Source organism: Paenibacillus sp. AGC31 (assembly GCF_057334655.1).
The window spans coordinates 261,520-286,172 of record NZ_JBHFJH010000030.1; the positions used below are offsets into that span (position 1 = coordinate 261,520).

Below are 24,653 nucleotides of genomic sequence, written 5' to 3' on the forward strand. Positions count from 1 at the left end.
CCTCCTTGAATTTAAGTGATGATCTCGCCAATCCAATCCGCGAGTTCGTTAGGCGTAATTGCGGCTACATGTGCACCCATATTGGTTAATGTCTGTGCGGCATGTTTGTTATAGACTGAATCCCCGTTAAAATCGAGCGCGGTGAGAACCAGTAGCTTGCATCCTGCATCGATGATATCTTTACAGGCTTTGTACATTTGCGCGATCGGGTACCCTTCCTCCAGATCACTGACCAGAATAAAGATGGTTTTGCCTGGATTATCGATTAACGTCTCGCCATAACGCAACGCTTTCGTAATATGTGTGCCCCCGCCGAGCTGTACATTCATGAGCACGTCTACGGGGTCTTCCAGCCTGTCGCTCAGATCAACAACCTGCGTATCAAATATGAATAATTGGGTGCGCAACGCATTCAAACGGTAGAAGATGCTGGCCATCACCGAACTGTAGATGACTGAATCCAGCATACTGCCACTCTCGTCCACACCAATGATGATGTTCCACTTGTTATGGGGCTGTATACTACCGTCGAAATACAGACGATCAATCACAAACCTGCGCTTGTTTTTATCGTAATTCTTCAAATTCTTGGTGATAGTTCGCTTGAAATTCAGATTGCGCAAGGATCGTACTGAACTCGAGGTATAGCGACTGCGCTTGCCCATGATACTCGCTCGGGTCTGAGATTCCAGCTTGCTACGCAGCTCTTCAACCACGGTTCGCACGATATCCTTGGCGCTCTTTAACACCTCACCTTTCATCCGTCCTTTGAACTGCATAATATTCTTGAGCAGATTCATGTTGGGTTCAAGGGATTCAAGCAGCTTTTTGTCCGTTAACAATTCTGTCAGCCCATAACGATCAAGCGCCTGTTTTTCCAATATTTCTACTGTTGGTTTGGGGAATAGATCCCTTACTTTGTGCAGCCATTTAGGTACAGTCAGGTTAGACGCACCGCGTCCTCCCTCTTTTCGATAACCTTGTTCTTCACCGTATTCACGGTTATAGAGATACCCCAGAATCTCATCGATTTCCGTATATTGAAATTCAGCCGAAGTGTATTGATCTGTATTACACAACCCTTCTTCAGCGGATTCACCGAGAATCAGACGCCATCGATTTAAGGTTTCAGCAGAATGTTGATCCCCTCGGTTGCTTCCATCCGGATTGGAACTTTTATTGATTTCTCTAGTTTCGTCCGTTCTCCGACTCGTTTCATTCATATTAGCTTCCATGCGGCAAACTCCTTTCGAAGCGCTTCGTCCCATGCTTTGGACTGGATCAGCATCTGCTCATCTACCGCAGGCCTCAACATCTCCTCTGGTTCAACCTGATGCAGACTCGCCACCCGCTCGGCAATCAAGCCTGTCTCCATGGGTGTAAAGTAGGTGAATGCCAGCCTTAATTCCGGTACCATACTGATGAAGTCGTCGTATGACAGCTGTTCAATCAGATAATTCAACTCGGACAACAGCTGATCTTCATATAAAAAAGCATCACGTGCTACAGTGAATACTCCCTGTAAAAAAAGTGCCGTTTGACGGGTCTGATCCGGTGTACCATGGATATACCCGCGAGCACGATCAACAATCTCATCCCTGGGCCTGTCACCGAGCCCTGAGGAAATAGCCACACACACACCCTCCAGCTGAGCCGGAAGCTGGTGATCAGACAGAAGCTCATTCAGATGTATTCGGAATGTCTCATCCTGAAAATATCCCTCTGATGACTCCGCGAGCATGGCTAGCAGCTTCAATCCCTGAATAATGGCTTCATGTTCATCCGGATTGGCTCTGGAGAGCTGTAACAACTTGTCCACGGCGTTTCTATAAGCTTCGGATACCAGGTCAGGAAGATGATGCTCGTCAGATAATCCCAGCAACCTGCGGTGTTGATGAATTCGGTTCAAGACATGCAGGCTGTTACATAAGGATAGAAAATTCCCGTCCGTTCTCAGCGCTGAGCGGACCTGTTCATAGAGTTTCATCGCTGTGTCCTGAAGCCCCATAAGTAGCGCTTGAAGCATGAGTCGGGCAAGTTCACCGCTATGATGATCCGGTATTTCTTGCATTTGTTCTTTCATTTTGCGTGTAGCCGCTCCAGCAAGCGTTCCGCCATAGAGAGAGTTTTCTATCAATCTGGCTTCAATACGGGAGGAGTACATATAAACCCAGGTTTCGCGAACAAGATTCATATCACGCTCTGCGATCCAGTCCGGCCCCGATTGCCGTTTCGCGAATTCCGGAACCAGATAGGTGATGCATTGAATCAATTGACTTATCTGACGATGCTCCGGTTTCGCATACAGATCCAGCACTTTCTTGTGCTGTCCTGTTGTGCGGATCTGCAGTTTGTACTCTGTACAACGCGCCTTGAAGTCCTCCACGATGGGAATACTGAATGAATTGGGAGCCACACTTCCAATGACGTCTCCTGTCAATAACTGCTGCAGCTCTTGCAGCGGTTTATCGGTCGCCAAGGTAAGCTCCCCCTTCACAAAGGAAGAGAGTGCTGCATCCATCAACTCATAGACGCCGCCTTCCCTTTTACCCCGAAGCCCGGCAAGACCTTGAATCATACTGTATGCCTCAATTGCATCACTGGTTGATACATGCTCGTGTCCATCCCGTAATTGGCGCATCAGCCGGGATAACAAGTCCAGAGCCGTTAGATTATACGGTGTACTCTTTTTGCGAAGCAGCTGGTTCCAGATCTGATCGTAATAATTTACATAAGGCATGCCGCTAGCATATCCATTGAGCCGATCCGCTTCAGCAAAGGTATAGACCATCGGGTACATTTGTTGGTGAACCGTATCTGGATCAACCGCACTTTGTTGAGACGTACCTGGTTTGCCTTGTCCATCCAAACGTTGTTCTGCATGCTGTTTATCCATTTCTGGCTGTTCCAATTGGGATTCATGTTTCTCTGACATCAACAGTCCATACGTATGAAATCCACCGGTAATGACAAGCACACGGTCATGTTCCTGCACCGCTTGATTAATAAGTTGTTTCATATGTGATTCTCTTGCCAGATCACCTGAAGACTGTAATTGTTCCGTGGAATAACACATTCGGGATAAAGTACAATACGTGAATACATCCTGCACGAATTCCTCAGTAGATTTCTCCAGGCCACCGATCTCAAACACCTTTTCCCACAATTCATCAAAACTGCGACAGTTTGTTTTTTGACATAACCGGTTAATGAAGTCAGACCCCGCAAGCAAGGTTTCGTCCTGGATGGAGATCTCCTTTTGTTCTGTCTGGCCGGATTTGGATGCACGAGTGGAGAAGTGTTGATAGTCCAAGTCAATAAACTTCGCCGGAATATCCAGCCGTTTTGCTTCTTTCAAAGCTACATATTCAGGCGAATACCGAAGCATCGGATAATAGCAGGCTTCTCTCTCCAATTCACTCTCGTAGGTATAGTACAGACTGACAGGAGGTAAGGTTGCCTCATCACTCAGCACCGGAATTAACGGATTGCCACTCTCTGGTCCTTCGATCAGAATGATATCCGGCTTGTACTCTCCGATTAATCGTAACAAGTGATATGAACATGCAGGGCTATGGTGTCGTATTGGATAATAGACCGTATGATTACTCAGGTTATACACCTGGGATTCGAACAAGGATTGTAACTGCTCAACATCAGGGTCCAGAACTGCTGTTAACCGATCCATTTTCTCTCCTCATAATAGTCCTTCCACATTCCCTCTTCTCTGGAACGCTCTTTTACGACCTTGGAGAAGTAGGTTTTGAGAATGGACAGATCCTTGTCGTTTTCCTTTGCAATGGTGCCCAGCATGTTCTGCACCAACCGATCCAGTGCAATAGCTTTATCTTCGTAATAATAGGAAGTCATCGCACTCTGGACATAGACAGACACTGCTTCCGCCGTACTCATGGATGCTTGAGGGCTGTCAAGCTTGTAGCCTTCCCGTGTAATGCCGGTGCGCAATTCCATGAATGTTGTAGCCAGCAATTCAACTACATCCGAGTTAATGTCAATATCAATTCCACTATGTAATAACAGGCTTCGTGCCTGGCACTCAATGATTTTGGCTTCCATCTTCACGTTATGAATGGGCTTGATCGTTTCAAAATTGAATCGACGTTTCAATGCACCGCTCATTTCATTTACACCTTTATCCCGAATATTGGCTGTAGCAATGACGTTAAATCCTGGTTGGGCAAACAGTACACCACCGTCCAGTTCAGGAATGCTCATGACCTTGTCACTGAGAATACTGATCAGACTATCCTGCGCTTCCGCCGGACAACGTGTAATCTCTTCAAAACGGGTAAGAATGCCTTTCTTCATTCCGTTATATAACGGCGATGGTACAAGTGCGGCTTCCGAAGGGCCTTTATCAAGTAGCATGGCGTAATTCCAAGAATACTTAATCATATCTTCCGTCGTGCCTGCTGTACCTTGAATCGTGTTCAGACTGGTACCGGAGATTGCTGCGGTCAGCAGTTCGCTCAGCATAGTTTTGGCTGTCCCGGGTTCTCCCACGAGCATTAATCCTCGATTGCCTGCCAGAGTAACCACTGCACGTTCAATTAACACGTCATTGCCATAGAATTTGCGGGTAATCGGGATCTCTTCTCCATTCAATAATGCAGGTTTATCCCTGCCAATAATAAAATCGCGCACATATGCAGGAGATAACAGCCAGTTCGGGGGACGTTTCCCCTGATCTTCCTCTCGCAGCGCGCGTAATTCAACCTCGTATAATGTCTCGGCGGGTGGTTTGAGCATCTCCATCGTCAAGGTGTCTCCTCTCAATTAAACAGATCGTATGTTCTTATTCCTATCATTTTATCACAGCCCTCGAACAACTACCCGGTAAAACGATAAAAATGGTTGAAACGTCCTTCTTATCAGCACTCTTCCTAAGTCCATGGACATAGCCTCTAGCGCAAGTATGAAGGTGAACCATCCTTACAGCCGTGCCAACACATTGGTTTCGGATCCGATTCAGCATGCTTATTACCCATGTATACGCATTGTAGGCCATATGAGCTCAGGATTCATTACACTTTCGATCATGTGTTTCAACCAAATGAAGCCGAATATCACAAAGAAAACACAGGCCATTAGCTGCCTGTGTCTTCTTATATGTTCAAATTTCGCCCAACATCTATGAATTTTAATCGAAACTAACCAATCTCTCAGAAGTCTCTACTTACATTCTACGCCCACACGAAGCCGAATACAGCTCGTACCAATCATATCGGGTTAGCTCAACCTTTGTCGCGTCACGGCAGGCCAGAATCCGCTCTGGTCGAATTGAACCAATCACGGGCTGAATACCTGCTGGATGCTTCATTAACCAAGCCAATACGATGGATTCAGGTGTAACTCCACGCTCCTTAGCCATTCGATCAACCAATTGAGCCGTATGCTCAATCTCTGCGCGCTGTCCCTCAACCACCCTGCCAGTAAATCGCCCCTGAGCTAGTGGACCCCAAGCCTGCAGTTGAATATGCTCTGCCTGACAATATTCCATCGTGCCATAGGGAAACATATTGTCTCTGGCTTGCGGCCGATTTACCGTCACACCAGCTTCTACGAATCCGATTTTGTCCAGACTCATCTCCAGCTGGTTCACAATCAGAGGTACTTTACTATGAAGCTGAAGAAGGCGAATCTGTTCAGAACCCATGTTGGACACACCAAAATGTCGTACTTTACCGGAATGATGCAGCTCAGCCAGTGCTTCTCCAATCTCTTGCGGATGCGCAAGTGGATCAGGACGGTGTAACAGCAAAATATCCAGATAATCGATCCCGAGCCGTTCCAGGATACCGTCCACACTCGCCAGGATATGTGCACCTGAGGTGTCATAACGCTGCGGTCCTTCATCATCACCTACAAGACGTATACCACACTTCGACTGTATAATGATCTGTTCACGCAAGCCGGGAGTTTCGGATAAAACTCGCCCCAAGACATGTTCTGCCTTACCACGTGTGTAAATATCCGCCAGATCAAAGTGATTAATGCCTATTTCGATAGCTGCTTCTACCGCTCGATGACCTTCTACCACAAGATCTGAAGTAATGGGGAGCCCATCCCATTCACCCCCAAACCGCATACACCCAAGAACAATTCGACTTGCCGGAATCTGGTGGTGATGCAAAGGAAGTTGTGCGTAAGACATTTCAGCGTTCACCTCATTTTCATTTTTACCAAGCATAATAACCGATTCTCTCTACCATGTCTTCTTCCATCTTCCTCTATTTTCCTGCTCTATCATCCGTATGAAGAAAAAACAAGGTTTCAAAAGCTTGTGTATTGAATATATAGAGGGTGCAGGTATTATGCAGGAATATGAGAGGAGATTTTGCATTTGAACCCGAATGAAGCCAACGAGTTCTCAAAGCCAGCTTTTTTCACGAAAGAATTCACGCATAACCCTTACCCTGTCTATGAAAAGTTAAGAAAAGATGAGCCCGTTTTCAGAATCATGTTTCCTCATGGCGAATTCGGCTGGATTATTACCCGATACGAGGACGCAGTCCAGATTCTGAAAGATCCTCGCTTCAGCAAAGACATGGTCCGACGTTACGGCGCTCAGAATCAAAGCATCTTCTCCAATAATATGTTGTTCTCCGATCCGCCGGATCATAAACGTCTTCGGGGACTTGTGCAGAAAGCATTCACACCCAAGCTGGTCGCAGACATGCGGAGCCATATTCAGGACATTGCTGATGAACTGCTGGACAACCTCCCGTCACAGGAAAAAATGAATCTGATCGATGACTTTGCCTTCCCGCTGCCCATCATTGTCATTAGTGAAATTCTGGGAGTCCCTCTTGAGGATCGTGACAAATTCCGCATCTGGTCCAATACGATAATTGATGCTTCCATAGCCGAGAGCGCCGAGCTGTTTGAGCAGCATGCCAGGGAGTTTACGGATTACCTGACGGCCTGGTTTGCGAAAGTTCGCCGAGATCCCGGCACTGATCTGATCAGCCAGCTCGTCATTGCGGAAGAATCCGGGCAGCAGTTAACTGAACAAGAACTGCTTGGCGTTGTCTCCTTATTAATTATTGCCGGTCATGAAACAACCGTGAATCTGATTGGAAATGGGATTCTCGCCCTGCTGGAGCATCCGGAGCAACGCGAACTGCTCATCAACCAGCCCGAGCTTATTCACAACGCCATTGAAGAGATGCTTCGCTACAACGGACCGGTGGAGTTCAGCACATCCCGCTGGGCTCTGGAAGATATTGAATTCCGTGGACAACGTATCGCTAAAGGTGATCTTGTCATTGTTGCGCTTGATTCCGCGAACCGGGACGAACAGCAGTTTAAGGATGCTGATATTTTTGATATCACACGCGAGAAGAGTTCGCATCTGGCTTTTGGCAAAGGCATTCATCTCTGCCTGGGTGCACCGCTTGCTCGTCTGGAAGGTGAGATTGCAGTCAGCACACTTCTGAATCGTTTTCCAAATATACAGCTTCAGGCAGATGTGAATGAACTGGAATGGAGACCTGGTATGAATGTTCGTGGTGTCAAGGAAATTCCGGTTCAACTAAAATAATGGCTAAATATGAATAAATGAAAGTGAGGCACCTGACATCATGGAAATGAACACCTTGGTATGGATCGTTTTGCTGCTTCTGATCCTTGTGTTACTGGTCAGAGTCACCAGCCTGCAACGCCAATTGAATGAATTGAAAAGAGATGTGGAGCGTCTGGAGAACGGTTCAACCGCAGGCGCACGCTCAGACTTCAATTACACCTTGTCGCCGAAGGAAGCATCTCCTTCCCACACAAGCCAACCAGCCCAAACGGATCTGGATCAGGAACTGCTTACACTTATACAACAAGGGAAAAAAATTATGGCGATCAAACGACTGCGTGAAGCCAGAGGTCTTTCGTTGAAGGAAGCCAAAGACTATGTTGATTCTCTGGATCAGTAATATACAACTCACATAACTCTCGGGGGAAGTCACTCCAGACTTTCTGCTGTTAACACAGACGCAGTAGAAAGTCTGGAACCTTCGTCCGAGAGTTTACTTTTCAAACGACATATGCTACTGTATTTCTATATTACTAGAAATAAGAAATAAAGACGAAAGGACCGATCATTATGCAATCAAACTCAAATGAGATTGAACAAGTCGTCAAAATTCATAAAGCGCTGGGCGAACAAACACGCTACAAAATCATTCAGATTTTATCGGGCGAAAGCAACCTGTGTCCCGCCGATCTGGAGAGCCGCCTTGTTACGGTTGCCCTATCGACTCTGTCTCATCACCTGAAACAGCTGTCCGATTGTGGTCTGCTTACATCGCAGAAGAAAGGTACGTATATCTACTACAGCCTAAACACGGAGACTGCACAAAAGTTTGTTCCCTATCTGCTAAATAAATAAAAAAATTTGAGTTATATTTCTATATAATTAGAAACATTGAAACAAGGCACAATATTTATTAGTAAAACTAGGTCACCTACGTTTACGCTTATAACAATATTCATTATCTAGGTTGTAGCATTACCATTCGCGCAGATGGGTTGCATTCAGAGCATTCATGTCTTGTTCTATCGTCTTTATTTCTATATTTCTAAAAATATAATAATTATAATCAGAAAGAGGTTATGTTTCCATGTCTTCTACGCTCAAAATCTATGTTCTTGCCTTGGTCAGTTTCCTTGTGGGAACGTCCGAATATGTCATTGCCGGTATTTTGGATCGTATTGCACATACCATGAATATCTCTTTAATCGCTGCCGGACAGCTCATTACGATTTTTTCACTCGTATATGCGCTAGGTACACCTGTCATTATTGCACTGACTTCGCGCTGGGACCGTCGCAAGCTGTTGCTATACTTCCTCGGTCTATTCGTTGTGGCTAATGTTCTTGCCTATCTGTTGCCGGGTTATGGACTGTTCGTCGCAGCACGAGTATTGATGGCTTTGGGCGCGGGCGTTGTTGTTGTCACGGCATTAACGGTTGCTTCCCAAATAGCGGCAGAGGGCAAACAAGCTAGTGCAATCGCCACAGTAATCACTGGATTTACGGCTTCTTTGATCGTTGGCGTTCCGCTCGGAAGGCTTGTGGCTGCATCTTGGGATTGGAAGCTTGTTTTCGCCGGTATCGCCGTTCTTGGCATTCTCGCCATGCTGGTGATCGCGGCCGCCATTCCGCCTTCCAAAGCAGAAGCACCTGTTCCACTGAAGAAACAACTGTCTTTGCTCAAACAGCCACGAATTGTACTGGCACTGCTGGTGACATTTTTCTGGTTAGGTGGTTATTCCATTGCCTACACGTACATTTCACCTTACCTTGTATCCGTTTCAGGAATGAGCGAAGCACTACTCAGTTCAGCTTTACTCGCATTTGGCATAGCAAGCCTGATCGGTTCAAAAGTTGGAGGATTCAGTGCTGACCGATGGGGTGTCAAACGAACGCTAATCACAGGCATGACTTTGCATATCGTGAGTCTGGTCCTGTTGAATATAACGGCAAGCTCTCATCTCGCTGTCTTCCTTGTTCTGATTTTGTGGTCTTTTGCCGCCTGGTCTTCGGGTCCAACTCAGCAATATAACCTGATCACCATGGCTCCGGAATCCTCAGGCATTATGCTAAGCCTCAACAGTTCGGTGATGCAACTGGCGATGGCTGCCGGCGCAGGTATTGGCGGAATCGTGGTCAGCAACGTTTCATTATCATCCATTACCTGGATTGGCGCTGTCGGGGTTGCTGTTGCCATCATCATCGTTATAGGCTCGTATCGTTCAGCATCTGTAAAAAGTATACAAACCAATACAACGCACAACGTTGCATAATATGCATTCCTAGTACAAAAAACAAACCAAAAAGAGAGGCACTGTATGTATACAGCAGCCTCTCTTTAACCATTTTAACGGCTATTCTATTACCGATAAGCAGAACTCCTATTGAGCCGTAACTGCACCATCGATCGGATATACTGCACCATTGATATATGGCGCTTCATCTCCAAGCAGGAAGGAAACCAGATTAGCGATCTCTTCCGGTCTGCCCAGACGTCCAGATGGAATGCTATCAACGGTTGCCTTGAACACTTCAGGGTTGTCTTTACCGAACTGAACAACCATCGGTGTCTCAATAGTACCTGGTGCAATCGCATTTACACGAATGTTGTCCTTGCCATATTCAATTGCAGCTGTGCGGGTCAAGCCCACTACGCCATGTTTGGTTGCTGCGTATGGTGCAACTGCGGGTACACCAACAATACCGGCTGTGGAAGCCGTGTTCAGAATAGAACCCCCACCTGTTTTGAGCATTTCAGTAATTACATACTTCAACCCGTAGAATACACTTCTCAGGTTGATATCAATGATCTGGTCAAACTGCTCAATCGTATGTTCAATCAGCTTGATCCCAGGACCTGCAATACCTGCATTATTAAAGAACATGTCGATTCGTCCGAACTCTTCGACTGCTTTTTTTACGTAATTCTCCACTTCAGGTGCTTTACTCACGTCTGCTTGTACAAAAATAGCTTTACTTCCCAGCTTCTCAATCTGCTTAACCGTTTCAAGACCTGTCTCTTCGACAAGATCCACAACGACAATGGATGCACCCTTCTCAGCCAGCTTCAGTGCTGCTGCTTGGCCCAATCCACTTCCTGCTCCAGTAATAATGGCTACTTTTCCTGCGTGACTCATTTTGATCTCCTCCATGTGTGTGTGTCATCTTGTGATTGGATCGATGAATACGATATGAAACGTACTTACATGCAATGATGCAATATGTAGGTCAAAAATGGCATAAAACCTTCCTGACTTTACCTATTCTAATAGACTTTCGACATAAAAACAAATCATATAATATGTATTCATACTATATAACCTGTCATATTTTCAGCATTTTTATTGAAGGAGCACACAACTATAACGTCTTGTTGCATGCTCCTCTTTTACATATACAATATTTTTTAAGTTGGTATCTATTCAACTTCAAACGGTGCATATCCGCTTATCAAAACACTTTAACGCAGCAAATTGGTTTTTGCCAATTCAATAATTTCGTCACCGCGTCCGTTGAGCACGGCTTTCATCATCCATAAGGTGAATCCTTCCGCCTGTTTGATATCAATCTTCGGAGGTAAGGACAATTCCTGACGATTCACCACCACGTCAATCAACACAGGACCATCATGCTGAAGCGCACGCTGCACAGCTCCTTCCAGTTCATCCGGATCCTCAACCCGAATACCTTCCATGCCCATGGCTTGAGCAACCATCGCAAAGTTGGGATTGACAAGCTCTGTTCCAGATTCCAGGAATCCGGCAGCTTTCATCTCCAACTCAACAAAACCGAGCGCTCCATTATTAAACACCACAACTTTGATCGGCAGATTATGCTGTTTCAGTGTCAACAGATCACCCATCAGCATCGTAATACCGCCATCACCCGACAACGAGATGATTTGTCTGCCCGGATCAGCGACCTGAGCACCAATTGCCTGTGGCAAAGCATTTGCCATCGTACCATGACTGAATGAACCGAGCAGCCTGCGATTACGAGACATCTCGATATAACGGGCCGCCCATACTGTCGGAGTTCCGACATCACAGGTGAAGATGGCATTTTCAGCTGCGGCATCACTAATGACCTTGGTCAGGTACTGCGGATGGATGGGCTTTTTACCCGGTTTTCCAACGGCCAGCTCGTCCAGATCTTTGCGTACTTTCACATAACGATCCACACTTTTACGCAGATGTTTGTCACTGTGTTCCTCTGTCAGATAAGGAAGCAAAGTTTCAATGGTCGCTTTCACATCCCCACATACGCCGTAATCCAGCTTCGTGCGCCGACCCAGATGGGAAGATTGAATGTCGACCTGAAGGACTTTCGCATCTTCGGGATAGAATTGACGATATGGGAAATCCGTTCCCAGCATCAATAGTACATCACAGTCCATCATGGCATGATAACCGGATGAATACCCAATTAGACCCGTAAGACCCACGGAATAGGGGTTGTCATACTCCAAATATTCCTTGCCTCGTAGCGCAATAACCATCGGGGATTTCAAGCGATCACAGAGGAGCATAAGGGGTTCCCGAGCGCCTGCGCAGCCTGCACCGCACAATAACGTAATTTTCTTGCCTTGATTCAGATATTCCGCCAGTTTCACGAGTTCAGGCTCAGAAGGATGTACCACGGGATTGGTCGCATGATACACGTGCTCAGGCACAGGCAGATCGGCTGCTTCAAGTCCTGCTACATCCCCCGGCAATACAACCACAGACACACCTGAACGTGCAACTGCTGTCTGAATGGCCATCGTCAGAGAACGCGGCATCTGTTTTGCTGTTGTAATGACTTCACAATAATCACTACATTCCTGGAACAGATACTCCGGATGCGTCGCCTGAAAATATTCACTGCCAATCTCGTCACTTGGGATATGTGCAGCGATGGCGAGTACAGGAACACGATTGCGGTGACAGTCGTACAGACCATTAATCAGATGCATATTACCAGGACCACTGCTACCTGCGCAGACAGCGATACTTCCACTGACCTGAGCGTCCGCCCCAGCAGCAAATGCAGCTACTTCTTCATGACGTACATGAATCCATTCGATCTTGCCCGAACGACGAATGGAGTCGAGTACCGCATTCAAGGAGTCTCCAACAATGCCATATATGCGTTTGATGCCAGCGTTCAATAAGGATTCAACCAGAACGTCCGCGACTGTTTTTTTCATAAGTGATGGGTCTCCTTTAATTGCTCATTTTGATTATGTTTCCACTCGGATAATATACCTATTCTTATACCCCAATCTTTCGAAAACCGAACCAACTCATATGTATGTCTGGATATATGAAACAAAACCGCACCCTTGAACCGTTATTTCATTGTTAGCAAAATGCCAAAAAATCCGTTTGTCGAATGACAAACGGATTACGGTTATACTCAGTTTATTCATTTTTATGCGAATTCCCGAATTCAAATCAGATACTAGATAGCAGGCATCACATTTCCGCCACTTACCGGGATATAGGCACCTGTGATAAATGAGGACAGATCCGAAGCGAGAAAAGCTACTGCATTGGCGATTTCCTGATCTTCACCCCTGCGCTTCAGCGGCACAGTACGCGTATATGCCTCATCATGTCCAGGCTCACTGGAACGATCACGTTCACTAATTGTCCATCCAGGTGCAACCTGGTTTACGGTAATCTGATACTCACCAACCTCCTTGGCAAGCACACGATATACACCATCCATTCCACGCTTGCCAGCGGTGTAGGCCGATTGGTGAGCGAAATTTTGCATTGCACATTCCGTATTAATACCAATGAACCGACCAGCTCTGATATCTTGCATATGTGGAATGAAAGCTTTGGCAAGATAGACACTCTGCATGACACAGGATTCGAACTGGCTCAAGTAATCTTCAGGAGACTGTTCCAACACCGTTGTCCATTCATATTGAATGACCGCATTGGCAACAACAATATCCACTCCGCCGAGGACAGGCTGAATTTCATCACGCATCCGCAATGCCGTATCCTGCTTTGTAATATCCCCCTGTACAATTACAGCCTTACGACCGAGTGCTTCAATCTCACCTTGAAGCTCCCGAGCCTTCGTATCATTATTTATGTAATGTAGAGCCAGATTGGCGCCACAGGCTGCCAACGTGCGGGCGATGACTCTCCCCAATTGTCCGGTTGCTCCTGTAACCAGAGCCGTTTTTCCTGAGAGATCCAATTGCATAACAGCGAAACCTCCTTGAATTCATTTGTTCGAAATAGTCGAAAACGATTTCGGAAATATGTTATTTTTGTTCATTAATTACGCGTTATTCAGAGATATATACAGCATTGTTCAATGCTGTATATGGTAGTTCAACTTTTTTCCTATATGTGGAGACTATTAATTATGATGTTGAATAAGATCAATTTCCTGGAAGCGACTGACTTCCTTTTCCCAACGCTCTTCTACATACTGACGGTGAACCGGGTGATTGTTGTATGCATCATACGCAACCTGATCCGCAAAGACCATCGAGAAGCTGTAGTCAAACTCATTCTTCTCACTTACCTGTTTCAGAACCTGAAATTGCTCTACCCCAGGAATGACAGCCAGTGCATCCGAACTTTCCTTCAAAAAGGCTTCGGCCTCCGGTGTATCTTTACCCGCGTAAAGTGTAAACGTTACCATATGTGTGATGCTGCTCATCTCTATTTCCTCCTCCAATATGTTCGTACTCGTTTCCTAGTGTACATCCGAATGTGTTGTAAGCGCAATAATTGGTTGAATTAATTTTTAATGTACACAAAAAAACCTCAGGACAAATCCCGAGGTTTTTTTGTAATGTATGGACAAACTTATTTGGTGATGTTGTATTTACGGTTAAATTTATCAACACGGCCACCGATATCCACGTTTCTTTGTTTACCAGTGAAGAACGGGTGAGATGCGGAACTAGTGTCCACACGGATTACTGGGTAAGAGTTACCGTCTTCCCATTCCATAGTTTCGTTAGAGAACTTCGTGGAAGAACTCAGGAATTTGAAATCAGCACTTGCATCGTAAAAAATTACGAGTTGTGTCTTTGGATGGATGTCAACTTTTGGCATAATCTATTTACACTCCTTTAATATGGGTACTTCTTTAGAATCAAACTACATTTTATTATACTCTTTTTTTGGACAAAGTACCAGCAGGTTTTGAGGAATAGCTAAAAAAAATATGATATCTGTGATTTTTCACCTAATCAGGTGTCAAGCCGTCCCTTTCTCCAGTACATTCAACATGTACTCCAAAGCCTCCAGTTCATCCCTGCCCCTTGTCTGTAATCTGACAACACTACCATATCGAATGGGTAGTAACGCCATTCCAAGCAGGCTTTTGACATCTACACGATGCTCATGCTCAGACTCCATATACGACAAAATAATATCCGAGGAAAAACGTGACGCTTGAGAAGATACCGACATCAGATCATCCCGATGAAAATCAGCGTGTATCATAAATTCATGTACTCTCACAACCTTCAGTTCCTTTCGCTAAGTACTTATTCACCAATATGGTGTGTATCCATTTATATATTAAAATCTTCATGAATTATACCATGTTATGGGAGCTTGACCCATACTTTTTTGTGAAAAAAACAAAAAAAGAGTCCTGAACCGCAGGACTCTTTCCAGGTTGTTCTTACATACCGTTTGGATATACCATGACCTTCAGACTGCCGCTTTTATTGTGTAATGCGCGCTCCATCGCTTGCTGTGTCTCTTCCAGTGAATAACGATCTGTAATCAGTGACATCACGTCATGCTGGCCGGAGCTCAGAAATTCAATTCCTGCCGGATACGTATTGGCATAACGGAATATGCCATAGATATCAACTTCATTGTCCGCAATAAAGGGAACATTGAGTGCGATCTCGTCCTGTGCAGGCAGGCCCACAATCGCAAGTTTGCCTCCACGTCGAAGTGAATACAGAGCAGATTGTAGCGCCTTTGGATTCCCCGCTGTTTCCCATGCGGTATCAACACCCACACCACCTGTTAACTCGCGAATCACAGCCAGCGCATCTTCATTCCGCACATTAATGGTATGCGTGGCACCCATGCGGCGAGCTGCTACCAGCCTAACTTCCTCCAGATCCGTTACTATGATCTTCTCGACACCGAAAGATTTGGCAGCAGCCACGGCCATGAGTCCAACGGGACCCATACCCATAATCGCCAGGGTTGTACCCGGAGCCAGTTTGCTGCGGCGTGCAGCGTGAATACCAACAGAGAATGGCTCGTTCATAGCTGCTTCCTCATAAGACAGATGAGCCGGGATCGGGAATACCATATCTTCACGCATCACCATGTACTGTACAAATGCCCCATCCACCGGAGGGGTCGCTAGAAATTGTACATCCGGACACAGGTTATAACGACCTTCCTTACATGCCGAGCAACGTCCGCAAGTCACCCCAGGCTCAATAGCGACCCGATCCCCTGTTTTGAGACGTGATACGTTCGAGCCAACAGCAGCAATGATCCCCGCACACTCATGACCCAGAATGATCGGTTTCTCCACCACAAATCTGCCAATGCGTCCATGTTCAAAATAATGCACATCCGAGCCACACACCCCGACAGCCATCACCTGGATTAATACCTCATCCGCTGCCGGTTGCGGGACGGGTTGTTCCTCAATAATAATGTGTCCTGGCTCTGTCATGACAGCGGCCTTCATGGTCTCAGGCAGTTGATATTGTCCCATACGGTTCTCCTCCTCATGTATGTCCATGCTGTCTATTCTACATCAAAGAAAACAAGGTATCTTCTTTCTTCATATCACCAATCAATAGATAGTTCGACCCTGTTCATCCGCCATGCCGCTCTTGCGATAGAAGTACGTATTGATCATGTCACGCCATTCCTTCGCATGTTCGGCCTGATTGTCCTGTAATGAAGCAACTTTGCTGAAAATAACCGGGTCGATTTTGCCCTCTAACCCTCTCCATGTCTCGGCTAACGCCTCCGCCTGCGCAACACCTTCAAAGTGTGTATCATAAATATGCTGAATGACCGTTTTACCCGAATGCAGAACATGGGTGTACGGCACATGATGGAAAAATAAGATCAGCTCATCCGGACAGGTGTCTACGGACTCATAACGATCAGCATTCTCAGGGTGATACTGTGAAGTGTATCCTGTACCGCTCTTCACGGTTCGATCTACACCAATGCCATGACAATCGGCAAAATGATATGTTCCCCATTTGGAATACTCGTATCCATCTACATTCGGCCCGTAATGATGTTCCGGATTAACCATCCAACCCACACCGAGAGGCGCCGTATAATTCTCATAGATATCTAGTGAAGTCAAAAGCATGCCCGTAACCTGCCGCACAACTTCTTCTTCATGTCCAAATGTGAGTCTCACCCACTCATCAGCAATTTCTTCCGCGGACAGCTCCGGGTTCCACGCAAGTCTTCCATATCCATATAGATTCGCCTGCGCGAGTGGATGTCCTGTCCAACAGGCATCTGCACCAATATTGGATACTGCAGCGAAGCCACTGTATGGTCGTTTATACAGAGAACCGTCCGCAATTCGCTTGATCTCTGAACCTTCACCTTTGGCATATGTGTCAAAGTCCAATACTTCTTTCCACTGGGGAACCAGATAACAGAGATGACGTTGTTGCCCGGTATACTCCTGTGTAATCTGAAATTCAATCACCTGATTTGTATTTTCCATGGCGCCGAACAACGGGGATACCGCCTCTCTCACCTGAAAGTCCATCGGCCCGTTTTTGATCTGCAAAATGACATTTTCGGCAAAACGCCCGTCCAGCGGCGTAAAGTGGTCATAGGCTGCCCGCGCACGGTCTGTGGAACGATCCCGCCAGTCCTGCTTGCAGTTATAGACAAAGCAACGCCAGATGACCAATCCACCGAATGGCCGAAGGGCTTCAGCCAACATGTTCGCACCATCGGCATGATCACGGTTATACGTGAATGGTCCCGGACGATTCTCGGAGTCTGCCTTGATCAGGTAACCGCCAAAATCCGGAATCGCTGCGTACACCTTGGCCGTTTGAATGTTCCACCATTCCCGTACCTGCGCATCCAGCGGATCAGCCGTACGCAATCCACCAATCTCAATTGGACTCGCGTAGTTGGCGCTTAGGAACAATCGAATGCCATACGCTCTGAATTCAGCGGCAACCTTCGCCACATCACTAAGATAACGTTCCGTCAGAAACAGACTCTCACGGCGGTGTACATTGACGTTGTTGATCGATATGGCATTGATTCCCGTGGAAGCGAGCAAACGTGCGTAATCCCGGATCCGTCCCAAGTCCAGCGTGAATTCTCCGTTATCATAGAAAATGGATTCTCCTGCGTAACCACGCTCAATGCTGCCGTCCACGTTATCCCACTGATTAATCATCCGTAGCGCATTGGTCGGCTGCTCTCTAATGAAGCTCCACTTATTCACAGCGTCATCCGCCTCATGTGCTCTTCCTTGATCCATTGTCAGCTCTCGAAGCAGATGGAATGCACCATACAGCACACCTTGGGGAGTCTCTGATCCAATGACCAGTACACCCTCGGTCTCGTTCTCACGAATGATATACCCTTCCCCTTGAACAGTTGAACGCTCTGTCTCGCTGAACAACCCAGCCACGGAATCGCTCCCTGTCCAAGTGCCGATTCGTATTGCGGGAGCGGAAGCATGACTGTCCCGTTCACTTTCCTGAGTATCAGAAAGATGACTGACCGACGGTTTCACGCCATATAACCTCTCCAGTCCCCGTGAAAGTTCGGTCAGAGCTGTTGTAATTACTCCATGGTTCTCTTCCATCAATATCAGCTTGCTCCACGCAGGAGCCGTCTTTTGAGCAAGTCCATTCGCTTCTGGCAATTCGGAGTGATACCCCAGCCACGCATCGTACTGTGGACCTGACAAAGCAGATTGAACGACGGATTGGCTCATTGTACCGCCTCCTTGCTGGCATAGATTTGCCCAAGGTGATTCCCTTTTCCTTCGAGTAGCCATAGAATCGACGTTACACCACGCGGATAGTACTTGCTGCCAACCGCCACACCAGACAGGATCTGGTCACTCCAGCACCAGTAGGATTCCTCCGGATGCAGCAGCCAGTTGACATGAGCCGCGTCTGCTGCCTTGCCTGTCTCATTCCATTCCACACCCAGCAGCTCTCTAGCAATAAACTGGGACAAATAGATTTTGCTCAGCCACGAGTTATTGCTTGTTGAGGACAGTTTCCAGCCTCCATCTTCGAACAGACATGTTCCCGGTACAAGAACCGTCTTCAGATGAGTTTGGAGTGCTTTCAGATAAGGTCCAAAACGACCATTGACATCCAGTGCTGCTTCACAGCCAGTAAAGTACGGGAACACCAAACCTTCAATCGCCGAAATGATTCGAGAATCATTATTTTCTGCAATAACAGCTGGAATGTAGCCGCCATCAGTCAACTGTGCAGCAATACTGGCAGCGCAGCGATCCGCTTGAAGCCCTGCTTGATGGGACAGATCTGCCAACTTCTCAGTTGCGAACAGCTTCTCCAATGCGACATAGACCGCCCAACATTTACCCGCCAGATAGATATTATTGCGAGACTGTCCAAGTGACACATCCAGGCTGTCGTAGGTTGTAATCTCCGCTCCACCTTGGGTACGGCTGCTATCCAGACCCATTAGACCGTTACGCTGCTCAGCGTCGGGATGGTCACGATTAAGCATGCTTTCGAAGCAATCCTGGATAACAGGCAACATGTTTTTCACAAAAGCTTGATCCTGTGTCTGTTCAATGTATACTGTCGCGCAGCAGAGCCAGTTCACCAGTTCCTCGTGGCTCATCTGTGAGAAGCAGTCGTCAATGCCAACCAGCTCATATGCCGAGTGTCCAGGGCGTGAGAACACATTGGCAACACCAATATCATGGGTAAAGGTGATTCCGCCCGGATATAACTTCTCTTCCCCCGGGAAACGAACCTGATCGGTATAACTGTAACGTTTCACAAACCACTCCAGCTCATTACGCACCGTCCATGGATTCAAGGCAAGCTCGAAGTACAACTGATCAGCCGTCAGATCAAGTGTGTTCATCATCCGATACTCCCCTTCGTTCACCACCCAGAGTGGCTCACCATCGGCATCCAGCAATTGAGTACTGGCATAATAGCTGTGAATGGAATGAGCAAGCATGAATGATTGATCTTCGCTCAAAGCAGCCGACCCAAGGCGCTGTTCAACCTCTCCACAGGATGCGGTCAACTCACTGAAGCGTTGTAGTGCATACTCTCCTGCTGCCTGAATATCGGAGAAGTACCGCGTATACCAATACGTTGTGTCCATTCCAGTCGTCACAATACCCCCGCGATAGAAACATACTGCGAATTGAAACGTACGTTTCTCTCCATCCGGCACCTCCATCAGTAGTGCAGCGGTTGAGCCAAGTCCAAATGCCAGATTCTCCCGATGTTTCTCCTGCAACAGTTTCTCCAGCGTAAATCCGCGTGCGGGCCACAGTCCGTCATCTGCTGACATAATCGCTGTAAGTCGACCTTGTCCCACACCTGTGATGGAGCCACCTTCAGGTCCACCAATCAGACACATCGCAGAGTACGCATCATTGCCCTGATAGCCAAAGTAGGCTTTGCGGGGTTGTTGACCTGCCGTATTGTCAATCGTCATCTCAACCAATACGGCAGGTACGAGCGCATCCATTAATTCTTCACGATCCCCATTCGTTGGATCAGGCACCGGACGTACAGGCGAGTAGATACGGAACGTCAGATCTCCAGCAGTCCACGTATCCGTACCTGAGGTAAATTCACGGGTAATCTCTTCATCGCGAAAAGCCGTAATAAGAGGTTGTGGAACTTGGGTCGTGTTTGTCGACGCCGGGTCCCCATTCTCCAACTTCTCTACATCATAGCGGCTGCTCTCATCCTCGGAAGCTTCATAAAAAGGAAGTGCCTGATAATGGTCGCCATCGCGAGATTGTAATCCAATATATACATTCTGGTCTGCCGGCTTGCCGAGTTCAAGACCCAGCCCGCCTTTGGCTCCTTTGTAACCCAGTGTAAAACTCGCAAAAGCACCAATCGGCGCGTGATGTGCATTATAAAAGATGGATTTGGATGTATTCATGAATCATAACCCCTCTCAGAATGGTTTGCATGCGTTTTCATTAGCCCCATCCTAACACGTGGTTCCACCTCAGACCATGATCAAATCAATCGGATATTTACCCAAATCAAGCTGATAGACTATAATGGATTAAAGCGGTTACACAAAACCATTCCATTTGATATAAGTGTATGTTCAAAATCGCATTTTTTGAACAACCTCTATAAAGGGGGATCTTCCATGTCTTCAACGTATTTGCCTCCTACTTTGGGAGAAAGTGTCCATGAAGTTTTTTATCCAGATGTGCAAACAACGGTCAATCTGTTCGCCATTCATTTACGAAGTGTGGGTATGGACTGGGATTACCCGGCGCATGAGCACCCTCAATATGAATTGAATTATGTCACGGAAGGCGAGCAACGCATGATGGTGAATGGCACCCTATACATTCAAAAGGCGGGCGAACTGCTCCTGATTCCTCCGGGAAGCATTCATTCCAGCCAGAGCCATAACGGCAAGGGATTCACGTATTTTTGCATGCATTTTGACATTGATGATCAGTTGTTCCTATCGTTGCTGGCGCGCATCAAACAAGTGAGATTCAGTGCAGATAGCCCGGTTACGCAGCAGATTGAGCCCGTTTTGCGCAAATTGATGTCATCTGCGGATGATGAAACTGCAAATACGATGGTACAGCGTATGCAGCTGCAATCTGCGGTATTTGAACTATTTGGCCATCTGTGGGAGGCGGTCTCGCAAGAGGCAGCGCAATGGTTTACCGACGGACATGAGAAGATCGAACTCGCCCACCAGATTCGTAATCGATTGCAAGGCCTGATGAGTCAGCAATTCAAACAGGGACACGAGTCAAACGGTCACTATGGCATTGATGATGTCGCAGCAGAGCTGGGTATCAGTTCTTCTCACTGTAATCGTGTGTTCAAGCAGGTGTTCGGTCAGTCTCCACGTGCTGTATTGTCCCAGTTGGTTTTGCATGAAGCAAAGCTTCTACTGGGCAATCCGAAGCTGTCCGTTCAGAATATTGCCGTCATGCTTGGTTATAAGGATATCGCCCATTTCAGTCGTCAATTCAAGCGCTGGTCCGGCATGTCACCATCCCGTTACCGACAGGAAAAGCCTGCTCTGGAATAAGGTCCAGTAGCAGGCTGTTGGGCTTGATTCAACTCTTTGCATGATTCGATTCAAGATGTTCTCTATATTTATATGAAGTGTTATTTCAACAGACGCTTAATCAGCTTCAGCTTGTTATCATACGGTGGATACAGAATCGGCAGATTCAATTTGGTGCTTTTTTTCAGTACACTTTTGAGATGAGAGAAGGTTTCGAAGCTGTACTGCCCGTGATACGAGCCAACACCAGAATGACCAACACCGCCAAATGGCAGACGCGGATTCGCTACGTGCGTGATGGTATCGTTAATGCAGCCGCCCCCAAAAGAAACTTCGCGCAGCACTTTGTCCTGAACCCGGGTGTCGGAAGTAAACAGATACAAGGCGAGTGGTTTCGGCCGCTTTATGATTTCTACAATGGCTTCATCCAGGTTACGATAGCTAATGATCGGCAGAATCGGTCCAAAAATCTCATCTTCCATCGTCGCTGCATCCCAGGATTCCGCATCAATCAGCGTAGGTTCAATAAAGCGATCTTCCTCATCCGAAGCTCCTCCATATATCACTTTGGCCTGATCTCTTTCGATCAGAGTCGTCAGACGTTTAAAATGTCCCTTGTTCACGATTCGCCCATAGTCCTTGTTGTGCTGGATATCCGAGTCAAAGAAAGACAAGATCGCTGCTTTCATCTCTGTAATTAACGGTTCCTTCACACGCTCATGCACAAGTAAATAATCGGGTGCGATACAGGTCTGTCCCGTATTGAGCAGTTTGCCCCAAATAATGCGCTCAGCTGCTACTTTGATATCCGCCTGTTCATCAACGATAACAGGACTTTTGCCTCCCAGTTCTAACGTAACGGGAACGAGATTTTTGGCAGCTGCCTCCATCACAATTTTGCCTACCGGCACACTGCCTGTAAAAAAGATATAGTCGAATGGCGCGTTAATCAGTGCTGTCGTTGTATCTTTTGCACCATCGAGCACTTGTACGTATGCCGGTTCGAACACGCTCGCAATCATTTCACGTACAACAGCGGACACCGCAGGTGTATTCTCTGACGCTTTGAGCACCGCTGTGTTACCTGCTGCAATAGCACCTACCAATGGTTCGATTAAGAGTTGAAAAGGATAATTAAACGGTCCGATGATCAGAACCGCCCCGTAGGGTTCGGGTATGATATAACTTTTCGAACCCAGGAGCGCCATTTGCGTTTTCACTTTAACGGGTTTCACCCATTTATTCACTTTACGAATGGTGTGTGTGATGCTATCCATCATGAATCCGATCTCGGTTGTGTAGGATTCGAACTCACTTTTGCCCAAATCCTGATAGAGAGCTCCTGTCAGTCTGGATTCGTACTTTTGGATGGCCTGCTTGAGTTGGGTCAGACGTGCAATTCGAGCTTCTGCAGATCGTGTGGCCCCGGAACGAAAGAACTGTCGTTGCTGCTCCAAGATCTGTTCAACTTCCTGACTGGTTACTTCCTGTATAGTCGTTGTCATATATACACACCCCTCTATTTATTATTGATCAAGCGTTTAAACTTACGAACCTATAAGGCACATGCAAAAGCATGTTTTATTACTATTAATCTACAGACACTCTTCTTCCAGAGCAGCTACCAGTTCCTTCAACAGTTCCACCGATGCATTCAATGAAGCCGAATAATAGCGCTGTGTGCCTTTCTGTTCCACAGATATAAGTCCCTTCTCTAACAACAGCTTGAGATGATGAGATATGGCTGGCCGGGATAGGCTGGATTGTTCAGTAATTTCATTCACCGTCATTCTGCCCTTCTCGGTAAGTGTCAGCAAAATGGATTGACGATGGTTGTCACTTAACACCTGAAATAACGGAATACAGGTTTGAAAAACGCTAATTGCTTTTTGTCCCATGGTTGCACCTCTATACTATTTCTTCTTCATTATTTCTTCTACGTATATTTCTCAGTTTGATGTTTGTTGGTTTAAACATTCGAACCTAACGACTGAATTGTACTCTTTATTCACTTGAACTGCAAGTGAACCATCAGCTAAATTTAATATAATGCTGTTAAAGCGCTTCCATACTACCATACAAGTATGGTAGTATGGCATTGAAGGAGTTGAAGTTGTGGAATATACCCCAAAGTTATCATCCAAAGCCGGTTTGTTGCCTGTTGCGAGCAATATGTCTTCCATGAATAATAAGCAATCTTACTCAACGCGAGATGTCGTTTACTTCACGCTGAAACAACTCATTTTGAGTTTGAAAATGCCTCCGGGAACAGCTATTTCTGAGAAGGAAATTTCGCTGGAGTTCCAGGTAAGCCGGACACCTGTTCGAGAAAGTTTTGTAAGGCTTGCTCAGGAAGGTCTGCTGGAAGTGTACCCACAGCGTGGTACCTACGTCTCTCTGATCCAGGTTGATCTCGTTGAGGAAGCACGATTCATGCGTGAACAGCTTGAACGTGCTGTAGTCAGGCTCGCTTGCGAGACCTTTCCAGACGAACAGATGATTGCACTTGAACAGAATCTTGCGCGTCAACAGGAATGTAAGATCAAACCGGATGATGAACGAATGTTTCAATTGGATGAGGAATTCCATAGCACTCTTTTTGCAGGCTGCAACAAAAGCAACACCTGGACTGTTATCCAGCAGATGAATGTACATTTGAATCGAAGTCGCATGTTACGCCTGTCCTCGGACCACCAGTGGGATCACCTGATTGAACAGCACCGGTCTATGGTCAAGGCCATTCAGCAGCATGATGCCGACACAGCAGAGCGACTGATGCAGGAACACTTGCATTTAACTGTCACCGATTTGGCTGTCCTGCAGGATACATATCCGTCCTATTTTCAATGACTGAATTTTTCTTCCTAC

General features: G+C 46.6%; 21 protein-coding genes. 6 read left to right on the forward strand and 15 right to left on the reverse strand.

The features are described 5' to 3' along the window. Positions 1–11: 11 nt before the first annotated feature. The 4 genes from ACE04G_RS18325 to ACE04G_RS18340 form a co-directional block, all read right to left on the reverse strand. Entirely contained in the window at positions 12–1,235 is a 1,224-nt protein-coding gene (locus tag ACE04G_RS18325) for a VWA domain-containing protein (protein ID WP_449004916.1), read from the reverse strand. Next, positions 1,220–3,688, reverse strand: coding sequence for a DUF5682 family protein (locus ACE04G_RS18330; RefSeq protein ID WP_449004915.1), 2,469 nt, complete (start codon positions 3,686–3,688; stop codon positions 1,220–1,222). Before ACE04G_RS18330 ends, ACE04G_RS18325 begins: the two co-directional genes overlap by 16 nt. Next, positions 3,676–4,776, reverse strand: a complete 1,101-nt coding sequence (locus ACE04G_RS18335; protein ID WP_339304044.1) for an ATP-binding protein — start codon at positions 4,774–4,776, stop codon at positions 3,676–3,678. The genes ACE04G_RS18330 and ACE04G_RS18335 overlap by 13 nt, the downstream gene beginning before the upstream one ends. Positions 4,777–5,197: 421 nt before the next feature. Then, a complete protein-coding gene (locus ACE04G_RS18340; protein ID WP_339304045.1) occupies positions 5,198–6,175 on the reverse strand; it encodes an aldo/keto reductase in 978 nt (325 codons plus the stop codon). 189 nt (positions 6,176–6,364) lie between these two features. Between ACE04G_RS18340 and ACE04G_RS18345 the strand changes: the two genes are divergently transcribed. The 4 genes from ACE04G_RS18345 to ACE04G_RS18360 all read left to right on the forward strand — a co-directional run bounded on the left by ACE04G_RS18345 (position 6,365) and on the right by ACE04G_RS18360 (position 9,818). Next, positions 6,365–7,564: a cytochrome P450 family protein gene (locus tag ACE04G_RS18345; protein ID WP_339304047.1), complete on the forward strand. Its 1,200-nt coding sequence runs from the start codon at positions 6,365–6,367 to the stop codon at positions 7,562–7,564. A gap of 40 nt (positions 7,565–7,604) precedes the next feature. Continuing rightward, positions 7,605–7,946, forward strand: coding sequence for a ribosomal protein L7/L12 (locus tag ACE04G_RS18350; protein WP_237174968.1), 342 nt, complete (start codon positions 7,605–7,607; stop codon positions 7,944–7,946). Positions 7,947–8,116: 170 nt separating this feature from the next. After that, entirely contained in the window at positions 8,117–8,401 is a 285-nt protein-coding gene (locus ACE04G_RS18355; protein WP_036613842.1) for an ArsR/SmtB family transcription factor, read from the forward strand. Positions 8,402–8,633: 232 nt separating this feature from the next. After that, the gene (locus tag ACE04G_RS18360; protein ID WP_449004913.1) at positions 8,634–9,818 is read left to right on the forward strand and encodes an MFS transporter; all 1,185 of its coding nucleotides are present in this window, start codon (positions 8,634–8,636) and stop codon (positions 9,816–9,818) included. A gap of 108 nt (positions 9,819–9,926) precedes the next feature. Here ACE04G_RS18360 and ACE04G_RS18365 read toward each other — a convergent pair whose 3' ends face one another. From ACE04G_RS18365 to ACE04G_RS18405, 9 genes are all read right to left on the reverse strand, one after another. Beyond that, complete coding sequence (locus ACE04G_RS18365) at positions 9,927–10,682, reverse strand: SDR family NAD(P)-dependent oxidoreductase (protein ID WP_062834752.1); 756 nt, start codon at positions 10,680–10,682, stop codon at positions 9,927–9,929. A 323-nt stretch (positions 10,683–11,005) separates the two neighbouring features. After that, the gene (gene poxB, locus ACE04G_RS18370; RefSeq protein ID WP_449004912.1) at positions 11,006–12,733 is read right to left on the reverse strand and encodes a ubiquinone-dependent pyruvate dehydrogenase; all 1,728 of its coding nucleotides are present in this window, start codon (positions 12,731–12,733) and stop codon (positions 11,006–11,008) included. Between the two features lie 254 nt (positions 12,734–12,987). Next, complete coding sequence (locus ACE04G_RS18375; RefSeq protein ID WP_339176958.1) at positions 12,988–13,749, reverse strand: SDR family NAD(P)-dependent oxidoreductase; 762 nt, start codon at positions 13,747–13,749, stop codon at positions 12,988–12,990. A gap of 159 nt (positions 13,750–13,908) precedes the next feature. Beyond that, positions 13,909–14,214 (reverse strand): Dabb family protein, encoded by a 306-nt coding sequence (locus tag ACE04G_RS18380; protein ID WP_036673713.1) that lies wholly within the window; start codon positions 14,212–14,214, stop codon positions 13,909–13,911. Positions 14,215–14,363: 149 nt separating this feature from the next. Beyond that, entirely contained in the window at positions 14,364–14,615 is a 252-nt protein-coding gene (locus tag ACE04G_RS18385; protein ID WP_036613829.1) for a type B 50S ribosomal protein L31, read from the reverse strand. 144 nt (positions 14,616–14,759) lie between these two features. After that, on the reverse strand, positions 14,760–15,026 hold the full coding sequence (locus ACE04G_RS18390; protein WP_026081056.1) for an HPr family phosphocarrier protein: 267 nt from the start codon (positions 15,024–15,026) through the stop codon (positions 14,760–14,762). Positions 15,027–15,192: 166 nt separating this feature from the next. Beyond that, a complete protein-coding gene (locus ACE04G_RS18395; RefSeq protein WP_449004911.1) occupies positions 15,193–16,260 on the reverse strand; it encodes an NAD(P)-dependent alcohol dehydrogenase in 1,068 nt (355 codons plus the stop codon). Between the two features lie 81 nt (positions 16,261–16,341). Beyond that, positions 16,342–18,489, reverse strand: a complete 2,148-nt coding sequence (locus ACE04G_RS18400; protein ID WP_449004910.1) for an alpha-glucuronidase family glycosyl hydrolase — start codon at positions 18,487–18,489, stop codon at positions 16,342–16,344. Beyond that, entirely contained in the window at positions 18,486–20,675 is a 2,190-nt protein-coding gene (locus ACE04G_RS18405) for a glycoside hydrolase family 52 protein (protein WP_449004909.1), read from the reverse strand. The genes ACE04G_RS18400 and ACE04G_RS18405 overlap by 4 nt, the downstream gene beginning before the upstream one ends. Before the next feature lie 219 nt (positions 20,676–20,894). Here ACE04G_RS18405 and ACE04G_RS18410 point away from each other — a divergent pair, with 219 nt between their 5' ends. Continuing rightward, on the forward strand, positions 20,895–21,806 hold the full coding sequence (locus ACE04G_RS18410) for a helix-turn-helix domain-containing protein (RefSeq protein WP_339304066.1): 912 nt from the start codon (positions 20,895–20,897) through the stop codon (positions 21,804–21,806). Positions 21,807–21,886: 80 nt separating this feature from the next. On the opposite strand, the gene ACE04G_RS18415 is transcribed toward ACE04G_RS18410, so the two are convergent. Together ACE04G_RS18415 and ACE04G_RS18420 are read right to left on the reverse strand one after the other, a co-directional pair. Further along, positions 21,887–23,290 (reverse strand): aldehyde dehydrogenase, encoded by a 1,404-nt coding sequence (locus ACE04G_RS18415; protein ID WP_339304068.1) that lies wholly within the window; start codon positions 23,288–23,290, stop codon positions 21,887–21,889. Positions 23,291–23,380: 90 nt separating this feature from the next. Next, a complete protein-coding gene (locus ACE04G_RS18420) occupies positions 23,381–23,683 on the reverse strand; it encodes an ArsR/SmtB family transcription factor (protein ID WP_017688208.1) in 303 nt (100 codons plus the stop codon). Between the two features lie 274 nt (positions 23,684–23,957). Between ACE04G_RS18420 and ACE04G_RS18425 the strand changes: the two genes are divergently transcribed. Next, entirely contained in the window at positions 23,958–24,635 is a 678-nt protein-coding gene (locus tag ACE04G_RS18425; RefSeq protein WP_449004938.1) for a GntR family transcriptional regulator, read from the forward strand. Positions 24,636–24,653 lie beyond the last annotated feature (18 nt).

Excerpts from the sequence above, each read along its gene's own strand:
- ACE04G_RS18325 (WP_449004916.1), bottom strand. The coding sequence starts at position 1,235 with ATGGAAGCTAATATGAATGAAACGAGTCGGAGAACGGACGAAACTAGA.
- ACE04G_RS18330 (WP_449004915.1), bottom strand. The coding sequence starts at position 3,688 with ATGGATCGGTTAACAGCAGTTCTGGACCCTGATGTTGAGCAGTTACAA.
- ACE04G_RS18335 (WP_339304044.1), bottom strand. The coding sequence starts at position 4,776 with ATGGAGATGCTCAAACCACCCGCCGAGACATTATACGAGGTTGAATTA.
- ACE04G_RS18340 (WP_339304045.1), bottom strand. The coding sequence starts at position 6,175 with ATGTCTTACGCACAACTTCCTTTGCATCACCACCAGATTCCGGCAAGT.
- ACE04G_RS18350 (WP_237174968.1), top strand. The coding sequence starts at position 7,605 with ATGGAAATGAACACCTTGGTATGGATCGTTTTGCTGCTTCTGATCCTT.
- ACE04G_RS18355 (WP_036613842.1), top strand. The coding sequence starts at position 8,117 with ATGCAATCAAACTCAAATGAGATTGAACAAGTCGTCAAAATTCATAAA.
- ACE04G_RS18360 (WP_449004913.1), top strand. The coding sequence starts at position 8,634 with ATGTCTTCTACGCTCAAAATCTATGTTCTTGCCTTGGTCAGTTTCCTT.
- ACE04G_RS18365 (WP_062834752.1), bottom strand. The coding sequence starts at position 10,682 with ATGAGTCACGCAGGAAAAGTAGCCATTATTACTGGAGCAGGAAGTGGA.
- poxB (WP_449004912.1), bottom strand. The coding sequence starts at position 12,733 with ATGAAAAAAACAGTCGCGGACGTTCTGGTTGAATCCTTATTGAACGCT.
- ACE04G_RS18375 (WP_339176958.1), bottom strand. The coding sequence starts at position 13,749 with ATGCAATTGGATCTCTCAGGAAAAACGGCTCTGGTTACAGGAGCAACC.
- ACE04G_RS18380 (WP_036673713.1), bottom strand. The coding sequence starts at position 14,214 with ATGAGCAGCATCACACATATGGTAACGTTTACACTTTACGCGGGTAAA.
- ACE04G_RS18385 (WP_036613829.1), bottom strand. The coding sequence starts at position 14,615 with ATGCCAAAAGTTGACATCCATCCAAAGACACAACTCGTAATTTTTTAC.
- ACE04G_RS18395 (WP_449004911.1), bottom strand. The coding sequence starts at position 16,260 with ATGGGACAATATCAACTGCCTGAGACCATGAAGGCCGCTGTCATGACA.
- ACE04G_RS18400 (WP_449004910.1), bottom strand. The coding sequence starts at position 18,489 with ATGAGCCAATCCGTCGTTCAATCTGCTTTGTCAGGTCCACAGTACGAT.
- ACE04G_RS18405 (WP_449004909.1), bottom strand. The coding sequence starts at position 20,675 with ATGAATACATCCAAATCCATCTTTTATAATGCACATCACGCGCCGATT.
- ACE04G_RS18410 (WP_339304066.1), top strand. The coding sequence starts at position 20,895 with ATGTCTTCAACGTATTTGCCTCCTACTTTGGGAGAAAGTGTCCATGAA.
- ACE04G_RS18415 (WP_339304068.1), bottom strand. The coding sequence starts at position 23,290 with ATGACAACGACTATACAGGAAGTAACCAGTCAGGAAGTTGAACAGATC.
- ACE04G_RS18420 (WP_017688208.1), bottom strand. The coding sequence starts at position 23,683 with ATGGGACAAAAAGCAATTAGCGTTTTTCAAACCTGTATTCCGTTATTT.
- ACE04G_RS18425 (WP_449004938.1), top strand. The coding sequence starts at position 23,958 with ATGTCTTCCATGAATAATAAGCAATCTTACTCAACGCGAGATGTCGTT.